A 12,403-nucleotide genomic window follows, 5' to 3' on the forward strand; every position below is an offset into this window, starting at 1 on the left:
TCCCCTTGGCGAGAGAGGGCACTACATGACCACGGCACCACCGAAGCGGACCGAGGCCGAGACGAAAGCGCGGAGAGCGGGCATCGCCTCGTTCATCGGCACCACCATCGAGTGGTACGACTTCTACATCTACGGCACCGCGTCCGCCCTGGTCTTCGGTCAGGTGTTCTTCTCCGACACCCTGCCCGCAGGCATGGGCACCCTGCTCGCATTCGTCACGCTGTGGGCCGGGTTCCTCGCCCGACCGATCGGTGGCATCGTCTTCGGGCATCTCGGCGACAAGATCGGCCGGAAGACCACCCTCGTCATCACGCTCGTGATGATGGGGACCGCCACGGTCGGGATCGGCCTCCTGCCCTCCTACGCACAGATCGGGGTGTGGGCGCCTGTCGCACTGGTCTTCCTCCGCGTCGTTCAGGGCGTGGCCGTGGGTGGCGAGTGGGGCGGGGCCGTCCTGATCGCCAGTGAGAACGCACCCAAGGGCAAGGGAATTCTGTACTCCGCGTTCGCGCAGCAGGGGTCGCCCGCCGGAAACCTTCTGGCCACGATGGCGTTCTTCCTGCTCTCCGCGATGCCCACCCCGGAATTCGTGCTGTACGGCTGGCGAATCCCGTTCCTGATCTCCGCGGTCCTGGTGATCGTCGGCATGATCATCCGCCTCAAACTCGAAGAGTCGGACGCCATGAAGACCGTGCTGAAGCGCAAGAAGACCGTCGCACTGCCGATCGGTGAGGTGTTGCGCAAGCATTGGGTCCTCGTCCTGCTCGGTGCGGGCGCGCTGCCCCTGGCGCAGGTGACGTACTTCAAGAACACCTTTGCGTTGTCGTGGGCCACCAGCGAACTCGGCTACGACCGTGGCACGTTCCTCGGTGCCATCGCGATCGCCCTCGTGGTGCAGTTCATCGTGCAGCCGTTCGGCGCCGTCCTGGTGTCCCGGATCGATATGCGGAAAGCCATGTGCATCATGGTGATTCCCGAGTTCGTCCTGATGCCGGCGATGTTCTTCGCGATCCGGACCGAGAACTTCGCCGTCGCCGTGGTCATGATGTGCCTCGCAACCATTCCGCATTCGATGTTCTACGGCGCCATCGCCGGTGTGCTCGCGCGTGCCTTCCCCGCCAACATCCGCTACACCGGCTTGTCGGCGGCCTACCAGCTGTGTTCGCTGATCGTCGGCGGCGGCACACCGGTGCTGGCGCAGTGGATGCTCAACTCGTCCGGCAACATCGTCGGTGTCGCCTTCGTGTCGGCCGGCTACGCCGCCGTGTCGCTGGTCTGCACGCTCCTGCTATTGAACCGGACCGGATTCGACGCGCGCCGGTTGTCGACGGCGGAGCAATCCGACGCCGACGAACTGCAAGTCGACGTCGAGGAAGACGACGAGGCGGACGGCACTCCGAGCGCAGGGCAGGCACATGCGACAGCCCACTCCTGACCGCGCGGTGTCATTCCGGAGTGGGCAGTCATTCCGGAGTCGGCAACGCCTCTTCGGACAGCCTGAGGACTTCCCGCAACGCGGCGCTGTCGTCGTCTGCACGCCACGCGATCCGCAACTGCAGGGTGCTGGGACCTCCGATCAGCGGGAGGAACACGACATCCGGGTTGTTGACGTTCTCGACGACGGAGGAGACGGTCAACGCGCAGCCGACCTCCGCGGACACCAACGCCATCAACGACATCGAGTCCGGCGCACTCTGCACGATCCGGGGCGTGAAACCGGCGTCGTGGGCGGCCCTCTGCAGGGAGTCGCGCAGCGCGGATCCGGGATCGGCGGGCAGCGCCACCCAGGGCTCGGTCGCGAGCTCCTCGATCCGGACGCCGTCCCTGCCGGCGAGCGGGTGGTCGACGGTCATGGCCACCACGAAATCCTCGTTGAGGATGACGCGGGACGCGATGCCGGGTGGGGTGAAGATCCACCGGCCCAGGCCGATATCGAGGGTTCCGTCGAGGAGTTTGTTCAGTGCCTCGCTCGCGAAAGCGGAACTGTTCAAAACGAATTCGATTCCCGGATGAGTGTGCCGGACGAGTTTCGCCCACCGTCCGATGAGCAGATGGGACGAGACGCCGGAGAAGCCGATGCGCACCCGGCCGACCTGGCCGCGCCCGGCGGCGGCGACGGCGATCTCCGCGAGCCGGCAGGCGTCCAGGACCTCGCGCGCCGGGCCGAGCAGTGCCTCGCCGGCGGAGGTGAGGCGGACGTTCCGCGTGTTCCGGTCGAACAGGGTTGCCCCGAGCTGCTTCTCCAGTTGCCGAATGGTTCTGCTCAGCGGCGGCTGAGCCGAGTGCAGGCGCTGTGCGGCCCTGCCGAAGTGCAACTCCTCGGCGACCGCGAGAAAGGCAGTGATCTGAGAAATCTCCACACCAGAACTATTGCAGTTCGAGCAATAGAACTGTCAACACTATTGAGCGCGACGGCGGTAATCCGGTGGGAAGGTTCCCGAAGCGACCCCCGGCCGGTCCGGAGAAGGGCATGGCAATGAGCAAAGTGGTCAGTATGGCGGACGCCATCGAGACGTACGTCGAAGACGGCATGACCGTGTGCCTCGAGGGCTTCTCGCATCTCATCTCGTTCGCGGCTGCGCACGAGATCATCCGGCAGCAGCGCCAGAACCTCACGCTGTGCCGGATGACGCCGGACATCGTGTCGGATCAACTCGTGGCCGCCGGCTGCGTCACCAAGCTCGTGGCGTCGTTCTTCGCGAGCGGCTCGGCCGGGTCCCTGCACGAGTTGCGACGCCGCATCGAGCGTCACGATCCGGTGCCGCTCGAGGTCGAGGAGTACAGCCACTACGGAATGGTCTGCCGCTATCAGGCGGGCGCCGCCGGTCTGCCGTTCTTTCCGCTGCGGTCCTACGCCGGAAGCGACCTTCCGCGGCTCAATCCCCGAATTCGACTGGTCGACGACCCCTACGGGGAGGGCACCGTCTACGTCGTGCCGCCGCTGAACCCGGACGTCACCATCGTTCACGCGCAGCGCGCGGACCGCCACGGCAATGTGCAGATCTGGGGGATCTCCGGGGTCCAGCAGGAGGCGGTCTACGCCGCGAGGAAGGCGATCGTGGTCGTCGAGGAGATCGTCGACGACGAGGTCGTCCGCTCCGACCCCAACCGCACGTTGATCCCCTCCCACGCCGTCGACGCCGTCGTCGTCTGTCCGCGTGGGGCGCATCCCTCGTACGTGCAGGGCTACTACGACCGGGACTGCGCGTTCTACCGGCGCTGGACCGCTATCAGCAAGGACTCGGGACTCCTGCAGGCGTGGCTGAAGGAATGGGTGCACGGCACCGCGAATCACGAGGAGTACCTGGACAAACTCGGCGGCGACTACTGGGACGACCTCGCCGTCGCGCCTCGATTGTCCGAACCAGTCGACTACGGGAGCAGAAAATGACCTCAGCACGAGTCGGAGGGATCTCGGCGACCGAGGTCATCGTGTCCGTTGCCGCCCGCGAACTCGCAGGCAAGAGGCGTGTCTTCGCCGGCGTCGGCCTGCCGACGCTCGCCGTCGACCTGGCCAAGCGGACCAGCAACCCGGATGTCGAACTGATCTACGAATCGGGTGTGTGCGGCGCCCATCCCAGCGCGATGGCCGAGGGCATCGCAGACTCGGTGGTCGTGTCGGGTGCGGAGTCGGTGGTGTCGATGTCGGCGTTGTTCGGGTACGTGCTGCAGGGCGGCAACGTCGACGTCGGGTTTCTCGGTGCGGCCCAGATCGACAGGTACGGCAGCCTCAACACCAGCATCATCGGCGACTGGGACAGGCCGACGGTCCGATTGCCCGGTGCCGGTGGTGCCGTGGAAATCATGCCCAACGCCGGCGAGATCTTCGTGGTGATGCGGCGACACGATCCGAGCGCCTTCCCCGCGGAACTCGACTTCTGCACGTCGCCGAGCCCGGTCCGGGCCCGGGCGGCGGGTGACGGGATCGCTCCTCGCGGCCGCGGGGTGACGAAGGTGTTCACGAACCTCGGCGTGCTGTCGCGGCAGGGCCCGTTCGACGAACTCGAGTTGGTCAGCGTGCACGAGGGGGTCACCGTCGACGACGTGCGGGCGCAGACCGGCTGGGAGTTGAAGGTCGCCGACGATCTCACGGTCACCGCGCCGCCGACCGGCGAGGAGATTCACCTGCTCCGCGATGTGATCGACACGGTGCGGTTGTATCTGCGCTGATCGGAAGGCGGTATCTCAGCCGAGCGAGTCCAGCACCGCGGAGAGGACCTGGATCGCCCCGTCCTTGTCCAGGGGATCGTTGCCGTTTCCGCACTTCGGCGAGTACACGCAGGACGGGCACCCGGACGCGCATTCGCACGAGCGGATCGCTTCGCGGGTCGCGCCGAGCCAGCGGGTGAGTTCGGCGTGCCCCCGGTCGGCGAATCCGGCGCCACCGGCGTGACCGTCGTAGACGAACACGGTGGGAAGTCCGGTGTCGGCGTGCAACGCCGTGGAGACGCCGCCGATGTCGCCTCGATCGCACACCGCGACGAGCGGCAGGAGCCCGATCGCCGCATGTTCCGCCGCGTGGAGTGCCCCGGGCACGCGTTCCGCCGGAACACCCGCCTGCAGCAGGAGTTCCGGGGTGACCGTGTACATCACCGCGCGGGTGGGGAGGGTGTGCTTCGGCATGTCCAGTTCGACGGCATCGAGGATTTCGCCGGACGACAGTCGCCGCAGGTACCCGATCACCTGATGGGTCACCTCGACCTCGACGAGCGCGACTTCGACATCGCCGAACTGCTTCTGCTCGAGCACCGAGGTGACGGTGATCTCGGTGGTTTCGCGGGCCGACGTCGTCCAGTCGGGGTCCTCGGCGTGGACCAGGGCGAGGCCCTGGTCGAGGTCGAGTTCGTCGACGACGTACGACTCGCCCTGATGGATGTGGACGGCACCGGGGTGCGCTGTGGCGGGAGCGCGGCCGGTGTCGACGGTCCCGAGCATGCGTCCGGATTCCGACACGACAATCGCAACCTGGGTACCGATTCCACCCCGGATATCCACTGCGCCATGAGGATTTGTGCCGGCGGTGACGAACCAGCCGTGTGCGCGCCGTCGGATCAGGCCCTGCTCCGACAGCTTCGCGAGCACGTCGAGCGCCCCGAACGCTTCGGCCTCCGCGTCGGACAGTGGTAGTTCCATTGCCGCGCAGAGCAACTGCGGGCCGAGAACGTACGGATTGCTCGGGTCGGTGACGGTGGCCTCGACGGGCTTGTCGAGCAGCGCGGACGGATGATGGACGAGGTACGTGTCGAGCGGGTCGTCGCGCGCGACCAGCACGACGAGCGAGCCTTCGCCGCGCCGGCCGGACCGGCCGCCCTGCTGCCAGAACGACGCCACCGTCCCGGGGAACCCGGCGACCACGACGGCGTCGAGGCCGGCGATGTCGACGCCCAGTTCCAGCGCATTCGTCGTCGCCGCCCCCAGCAGGGTGCCGTCGGCGAGGGCTGTCTCGAGTTCACGCCGGTCCTCGGCCAGGTAACCGGCCCGGTACGACGCGACGCGCAACGCGAGTTCGGGATCGATCTCCCCGAGTAGGCGTTTGGTCGCCATCGCGGTCAGCTCGGCGCCCCGGCGGGAGCGCACGAACGTCAGCGTGCGGGCGCCTTCGACCATCAGATCGGCCATGATGCGGGCGGCCTCGGAGCCGGCGGGCCGCCTGACGGGGCTCCCGTTCTCCCCGGTGACCTCCCGCATGAGCGGGGGTTCCCACAGTGCGACGGTCCGGGGACCGTGCGGCGAACCGTCTTCCACGATCTCGGCGCAGGGCGCCCCGATCAGCCTCGACGCCGCCGCCCCGGGGTCGGCTGTGGTGGCGGACGCGAGGACGAAGACGGGGTCGGCGCCGTACCGCGCCGCGATGCGCCGCAGCCGCCGCAGCACGAGCGCGACGTTCGAACCGAAGACGCCACGGTAGGAGTGGCATTCGTCGATCACCACGTACGCCAGATTGCGGAAGAAGTGCGCCCATCGCTGATGGGTCCGGAGAAGCGAGATGTGCAGCATGTCGGGGTTCGTGAAGAGCCACCGCGAGTTCTCCCGGGCCCAGTGCCGCACCTCGAGGGGGGTGTCGCCGTCGAACACACACGGGCACGCACCGCGCAGGTCGTCCCCGGCGTCCAGGACCTCGGAGTCGATGAGGGCCGTCACCGCCCGGAGCTGGTCCGCTCCCAGCGCCTTGGTCGGCGAGAGGTAGAGCGCGGTCGCCCGCGGATCCGTTGCCAGAGTGGTGAGTACCGGAAGCTGGTAGGCGAGGGATTTACCCGAAGCGGTGCCGGTGGACACCACGACGTTCGTCCCGTGATGCGCCAGGTCGGCGGCAGCGGCCTGATGAGTCCAGGGACGGGCGATCCCGTTCTCCTGCATGGCACGGACGACGCTGGGGTGCGCCCAGGCCGGCCATTCCGACAGCTGAGAAGTCCGGGCGGGCATTTCTGCGGCGAAAGTGAGCGGTTTTTCGTCCCGGGGAACACCCTCGAGGACTCGGTTCAGCAGTGTTCGGCCGTATGTTTCGCCCGTATTTCCACTGTCGTCACGGGGTGAAAACGGTGTGCTCACTGAAGTCTCCGGGCTGTCGTAGGGACGGGCGAGTAGCTTCCACACCGCCACGACCTGCGCATTTGATGATAACGAGTGCCCCTTCGGGCCTGTCGCCCGGGGTGTCGCGACGCCGTCGCTAATGCCCAGTTCCGTGCCTGTTCGCTACAAGATCAACTTTTTGTGTGAATTGTTCGGATTTCGACTGTTGCGTTCCCGGAGTTCATGGTTGACTACAACTGGTCGCAGCTTCTGTGTTCGTAGGCTTGAAAGAGTGAACGTTCGCAGGATCGATGTTGCGAACGCGGTGCTCTGCTTTTCCTGAGGGGGAAATCTAGAAGTACAGCGGTCGGAACCGGCCCGGCGGACTGTATGTGCTGTCCGCCGAATCCGGTGGTTAGAAAGAGAAGGAAAAGCATGGCACAGGGCACTGTGAAGTGGTTCAACGCGGAAAAGGGCTTCGGCTTCATCGCACCCGAAGACGGCTCCGCTGACGTCTTCGTTCACTACTCCGAGATCCAGGGCAGCGGCTTCCGCACCCTCGAGGAGAACCAGCGCGTGGAGTTCGAGGTCGGCCAGGGCACCAAGGGTCCCCAGGCAACCGGCGTTCGCGCAGTCTGATTCTGCCGTTCACGTTCGTGAACACGTAAATCAGATAGGCGGGGTCCTCGTGGCCGCGTCTGATTCGTCCCCCATCGCCTGAGGCGGTGGGGGACGAGTCGTTTTCACGGCAACGGTGCCGTGGCAAAAGGGGGTACTTCAGTGAGCCAGCTCTCCTTCTTCTCTGCGGAGGCGATGCCGCCGGCGATCACCGATCTGTGTGGTCTTCTCGCGGCGACGGGCCAGGTGGTCACGTCCGGCGGGCGGGCGCGCATCTCCATCGTGGTCGACGCGCAGTGGCGGGCGGAGGCGATCGCGGAGCTGATCGCGCAGGCCGGACTCGAGGTCGAGATCACGCGGAGCGACGAAGGTAGTCCCCTGGTCCGCACCGCGTCCGTCGTCGACCTGCGGCCTCTCGCGGACCAGTGGACGAGGGGAGCGGTCAAGGCGGTGCCCTCCGGCTGGGTGCCGTCGGGGCGTCAGCTGAGGGTGTGGGCGCTGGCGTCGGGCAGGGGTGAAGCGGAGGGCGAACGGTTCGTCCTCGGACTCGATCCGCACGCCCCGGATACCCACGCGCCGTTGGCCCAGGCCTTGATGCGGTCGGGCATCGCGCCGACGCTGATCGGCACCCGTGGGTCCGGTCCGGGTCTCCGGATCTCGGGTCGGCGTAGGCTCGGCAGACTCGTCGAGAGCATCGGCGAGGCTCCCGGAAATGTGGACGACCGTACCGGTTGGCCCCACGTGTAGGGCCGCGTAGACGGTACTGATCTGCGAGGATGGGTTCCGGGTATGTCACTCTAGTAATAGGCGAACCGGGTATAAAAGGGTTTGTCTGCACAACTGTCGAGTGGCAGCGATCGACTTCAGGAAGGCTCGGGCTTCACGTGGCTAAAGGGGACAACGGCAGTGCACAGGGTGCGGCGGGAGCGTCCGGCCAGCCTCGCCGCCTCGTGATCGTCGAGTCGCCGACCAAGGCCCGCAAGATCGCCCCGTACCTCGGAAAGAACTATGTCGTCGAGGCGTCGGTCGGCCACATCCGCGACCTTCCGCGAGGAGCCGCCGACGTCCCGGCCAAGTACAAAGGTGAGCCGTGGGCGCGGCTCGGCGTCAACGTCGACCAGGACTTCGAACCTCTCTACGTGGTCAGCCCGGAGAAGAAGTCCAAGGTCACGGAGCTGAAGAGCCTCCTCAAGGACGCCGACGAACTCTTCCTCGCCACCGACCCCGACCGCGAGGGCGAAGCGATCGCCTGGCACCTCCTCGAGACGCTCAAGCCGAAGATCCCGGTTCGCCGGATGGTCTTCCACGAGATCACCGAGCCGGCCATCCGCGCGGCGGCCGAGGACACCCGCGAGCTCGACACCGACCTGGTCGACGCGCAGGAGACCCGCCGCATCCTCGACCGTCTGTACGGCTACGAGGTCAGCCCCGTGCTGTGGAAGAAGGTCATGCCGCGGCTGTCGGCAGGCCGCGTGCAGTCCGTCGCGACCCGCGTCATCGTGCAGCGCGAACGCGAGCGGATGGCGTTCCGCTCGGCCTCCTACTGGGACATCTCCGCCACTCTCGACGCTGGCGCGGACGCCAGCCCCCGCAGTTTCGGGGCGCGTCTGGTGACCGTCGACGGGTCCCGGGTGGCCTCCGGCCGCGACTTCGGTTCGGACGGACAGCTGAAGACGAGCACCGTCACGGTTCTGGACGAGGCGCGGGCGCAGCGCCTGGCCGAGTCCCTCGCGGGTGTCGATCTCACCGTCTCCTCCGCGGAGAGCAAGCCGTACACCCGCAAGCCCTATGCACCGTTCATGACGTCGACGCTGCAGCAGGAGGCGGGCCGCAAGCTGCGGTTCACGTCCGAGCGGACCATGCGCATCGCGCAGCGGCTGTACGAGAACGGCTACATCACCTACATGCGAACCGACTCGACGACGCTGTCGTCGTCGGCGATCGCTGCCGCCCGGGCGCAGGCCACCGAGTTGTACGGGGCCGAGTATGTGCACGACACTCCGCGGCAGTACACCCGCAAGGTCAAGAACGCGCAGGAGGCACACGAGGCGATCCGCCCCGCCGGCGACGTGTTCCAGACCCCCGGTCAGCTGCATTCGCGCCTCGACACCGACGAGTTCCGTCTGTACGAGCTGATCTGGCAGCGCACCGTCGCGTCGCAGATGGCCGACGCACGGGGCACGACGCTGACGCTGCGGATCACCGGAACCGCGGGCACCGGCGAGGAGTGCACGTTCTCGTCGTCGGGCCGCACCATCACGTTCGCCGGCTTCCTGAAGGCCTACGTGGAGAGCGTCGACGAGGAGGCCGGCGGCCAGTCCGACGACGCCGAGTCCCGTCTGCCGGTGCTCGTCGAGGGCCAGGCGGTCACCGCCACCAAACTCGACCCCGACGGCCACACCACCAACCCACCCGCCCGGTACACCGAGGCGAGCCTGATCAAGACCCTCGAAGAGCTGGGCATCGGCCGCCCGTCCACGTATTCGTCGATCATCAAGACCATCCTCGATCGCGGATACGTCTATAAGCGCGGCAGCGCGCTGGTCCCGTCCTGGGTGGCGTTCGCCGTCATCGGCCTTCTCGAGATGCACTTCGGACGGTTGGTCGACTTCGACTTCACCGCCGGCATGGAAGACGACCTCGACGCGATCGCCGGTGGCCGCGAACAGCGCGGCAACTGGCTCAGCAGTTTCTACTTCGGCGGCGATCACGGAGCCGAGGGTTCGGTGGCCCGTGAGGGCGGCCTGAAGAAGATGGTCGGCGTCAACCTCGAAGAGATCGACGCCCGCGAGGTCAACTCGATCCGGCTCTTCGACGACGCCGAGGGACGGGAAGTGCACGTCCGCGTCGGACGGTTCGGTCCGTATCTCGAACGGATGGTCCAGAACCCGGACGACCCCGAGGGCGACCTCATCTCCCAGCGCGCCAACCTGCCCGACGACCTTCCGCCGGACGAGTTGACACCGGAGTACGCGGAGAAGCTGTTCTCGACGCCGCAGGAGGGTCGCAAGCTGGGCGTCGACCCGCTGACCGGGCACGAGATCGTCGCGAAGGAGGGCCGCTTCGGCCCGTACGTCACCGAGATCCTGCCCGAGCCGGAACCGGAGCCCGAGCCGGCCGTGGTGCCGGTGCCCGACGAATCGGCCGACGGGACGACCAAGACGAAGACCGCTGCTGCCAAGAAGGCACCCGCGAAGAAGGCGGCGAAGAAGGCCACCGGCCCGAAGCCGCGGACGGGCTCGCTGCTCAAGTCCATGGACCTGGCGACGGTGACCCTCGACGACGCCCTCAAGCTGCTGTCGCTGCCGCGTGTGGTGGGTGTCGATCCGGAGTCGAAGGAGGAGATCACCGCGCAGAACGGCCGCTACGGCCCGTACCTGAAGAAGGGCACGGACTCGCGGTCCCTCGCCAACGAGGACCAGATGTTCACGGTGACCCTCGACGAGGCGCTGAAGATCTACGCGGAACCGAAACGTCGCGGACGTCAGGCCGCCGCCACCCCGCCGCTGCGTGAGCTGGGCGTCGACTCGGTCAGCGAGAAGCCGATGGTGATCAAGGACGGCCGGTTCGGACCGTACGTCACGGACGGTGAAACCAACGCCAGCCTCCGCAAGGGCGACGAGGTGGAGTCCATCACCGACGCTCGCGCTTCGGAACTGCTCGCGGATCGGCGTGCCCGCGGCCCCGTCAAGAAGAAGGCCGCTGCGAAGAAGGCGCCCGCCAAGAAGGCTGCGAAAAAGACCGCCGCCAAGAAGGCACCCGCCAAGAAGGCCGCCTCGACGAAGGCCGCGGACAAGAAGGCGTGAGCCGGTACCGCGGGCCGGTAGGGATGTCGCACGTGCCGGTTAGGCTGGCGCGATGACGGTATTCGACCGGTTGGTGGGCCAGGAGGACGTCGAGTCCGAGCTGACGGCCGCGGCGACTGCCGCCCGTCGTGGAGTCGGCGAGATGGGCTCCGCGATGACGCATTCGTGGCTGTTCACCGGCCCGCCCGGCTCGGGTAGGTCGGTGGCGGCGCAGTGTTTCGCCGCCGCCCTGCAGTGCACGAGCGACGGCACACCCGGCTGCGGCGCCTGCCACGCCTGCACCACCGCGATGGCCGGCACCCACGGCGACGTCCGGCAGGTCGTCCCCGAGGGCCTGAGCATCAGCGTCAAGGAGATGCGCGCCATCGTGCAGACCGCCGCCCGCCGTCCCAGTACCGGGCGCTGGCAGATTGTCGTCGTCGAGGACGCGGACCGGCTCACCGAGGGTGCGGCCAACGCGCTCCTGAAAGTGGTGGAGGAGCCACCGGACCGCACCGTGTTCCTGCTGTGCGCGCCGTCCGTCGACCCGCAGGACATCTCCGTGACGCTGCGGTCGCGCTGCCGGCACATCCATCTCGTGACGCCTTCGGCCGACTCCATCGCCAAGGTCCTGCGTGAGCGGGACGGCCTGGCCCCCGAAGACGCGCAACTGGCGGCCTCGATCAGCGGCGGCCACGTCGGGCGCGCCCGGCGTCTCGCGACGGATCTGAACGCCAAGGTGCGTCGGAAGGACGCGCTCGATCTGGCGGTCGCGGCGCTGCGGCCGGCCACCGCGTTCGCCGCAGCGGAGGAACTTGTGCGTTCCGCCGACGCGGAGGCGAAGGAGATGAGCGCCGCTCGGGACGAGCAGGAGACCGAAGAGTTGCGCACCGCTCTGGGCGCGGGCGGTACCGGTAAGGGTGCGGCCGGAGCCCTCCGTGGTTCGGCAGGCGTGCTGAAGGATCTCGAGAAGCGCCAGAAGTCCCGGGCCACCCGCACGGGCCGCGACGCACTCGACCGCGCACTGATCGATCTGGCCGGTCTCTACCGCGACGCGATCGCCGTCGCGTGGAAGTCGAACGCCGCCGCGAATCACCCGGACATGGCCGATCGAGCCGCCGACCTCGCGTCGCGAACAACCCCGGAAGGCCTTCTGAAGTGCATCGAAGCCGTCCTGGAGTGCCGCGAGGCGATCACCGTCAACGTCAAACCGCAGTGGGCTGTCGACGCCATGGTGGCCAGTCTCGGCGACGCGTTCAGGGAGCCGTTTTCGCATACTCGGGGTTGAGGCGCTAGACTCGCCACCGCCGAAAGGCACCGCTGCCTTAGCTCAGTCGGTAGAGCATTTCACTCGTAATGAAAAGGTCGAGAGTTCGATTCTCTCAGGCAGCTCAGCGGTCCTCTGGCCCTTCCCGATCAGTCGGGAAGGGCCAGAGTCGTCTCCGGGGTCCGATCCACCGCAGACCGGAAGAATCGGGAAGACTGGACGG

9 protein-coding genes and 1 tRNA gene are annotated in these 12,403 nt (G+C 67.4%); 8 read left to right on the top strand and 2 right to left on the bottom strand.

Annotated features, from left to right (window positions below):
* Positions 1–25: 25 nt before the first annotated feature.
* Positions 26–1,435 (top strand): MFS transporter, encoded by a 1,410-nt coding sequence (locus tag JWS14_RS23530; protein ID WP_206014504.1) that lies wholly within the window; start codon positions 26–28, stop codon positions 1,433–1,435.
* Between the two features lie 28 nt (positions 1,436–1,463).
* On the opposite strand, the gene JWS14_RS23535 is transcribed toward JWS14_RS23530, so the two are convergent.
* Positions 1,464–2,360, bottom strand: coding sequence for a LysR family transcriptional regulator (locus JWS14_RS23535; protein ID WP_095862968.1), 897 nt, complete (start codon positions 2,358–2,360; stop codon positions 1,464–1,466).
* 110 nt (positions 2,361–2,470) lie between these two features.
* Here JWS14_RS23535 and JWS14_RS23540 point away from each other — a divergent pair, with 110 nt between their 5' ends.
* Both JWS14_RS23540 and JWS14_RS23545 read left to right on the top strand, forming a co-directional pair.
* Positions 2,471–3,391 carry a CoA transferase subunit A gene (locus JWS14_RS23540; RefSeq protein WP_095862969.1) on the top strand — a complete coding sequence of 307 codons (921 nt, stop codon included), beginning with the start codon at positions 2,471–2,473 and terminating at the stop codon, positions 3,389–3,391.
* Positions 3,388–4,170: a CoA-transferase subunit beta gene (locus JWS14_RS23545; RefSeq protein ID WP_206014505.1), complete on the top strand. Its 783-nt coding sequence runs from the start codon at positions 3,388–3,390 to the stop codon at positions 4,168–4,170. The genes JWS14_RS23540 and JWS14_RS23545 overlap by 4 nt, the downstream gene beginning before the upstream one ends.
* Positions 4,171–4,185: 15 nt before the next feature.
* Here the strand turns inward: JWS14_RS23545 and JWS14_RS23550 are convergent, their stop codons facing one another.
* Positions 4,186–6,549 carry a DEAD/DEAH box helicase gene (locus JWS14_RS23550; protein WP_206014506.1) on the bottom strand — a complete coding sequence of 788 codons (2,364 nt, stop codon included), beginning with the start codon at positions 6,547–6,549 and terminating at the stop codon, positions 4,186–4,188.
* Positions 6,550–6,945: 396 nt separating this feature from the next.
* On the opposite strand from JWS14_RS23550, the gene JWS14_RS23555 reads away from it, so the two are divergent.
* From JWS14_RS23555 to JWS14_RS23575, 5 genes are all read left to right on the top strand, one after another.
* A complete protein-coding gene (locus tag JWS14_RS23555; protein WP_005248460.1) occupies positions 6,946–7,149 on the top strand; it encodes a cold-shock protein in 204 nt (67 codons plus the stop codon).
* A 141-nt stretch (positions 7,150–7,290) separates the two neighbouring features.
* The gene (locus JWS14_RS23560; protein ID WP_072938019.1) at positions 7,291–7,875 is read left to right on the top strand and encodes a hypothetical protein; all 585 of its coding nucleotides are present in this window, start codon (positions 7,291–7,293) and stop codon (positions 7,873–7,875) included.
* 137 nt (positions 7,876–8,012) lie between these two features.
* Entirely contained in the window at positions 8,013–10,934 is a 2,922-nt protein-coding gene (topA, locus tag JWS14_RS23565) for a type I DNA topoisomerase (RefSeq protein WP_072938018.1), read from the top strand.
* Positions 10,935–10,986: 52 nt separating this feature from the next.
* Positions 10,987–12,201 (top strand): DNA polymerase III subunit delta', encoded by a 1,215-nt coding sequence (locus JWS14_RS23570; protein ID WP_206014507.1) that lies wholly within the window; start codon positions 10,987–10,989, stop codon positions 12,199–12,201.
* 31 nt (positions 12,202–12,232) lie between these two features.
* A tRNA-Thr gene (locus JWS14_RS23575) sits at positions 12,233–12,305 on the top strand.
* The last annotated feature ends 98 nt before the right edge of the window (positions 12,306–12,403 follow it).

This window comes from Rhodococcus koreensis (genome assembly GCF_017068375.1).
GTDB lineage: Bacteria > Actinomycetota > Actinomycetes > Mycobacteriales > Mycobacteriaceae > Rhodococcus_F > Rhodococcus_F koreensis.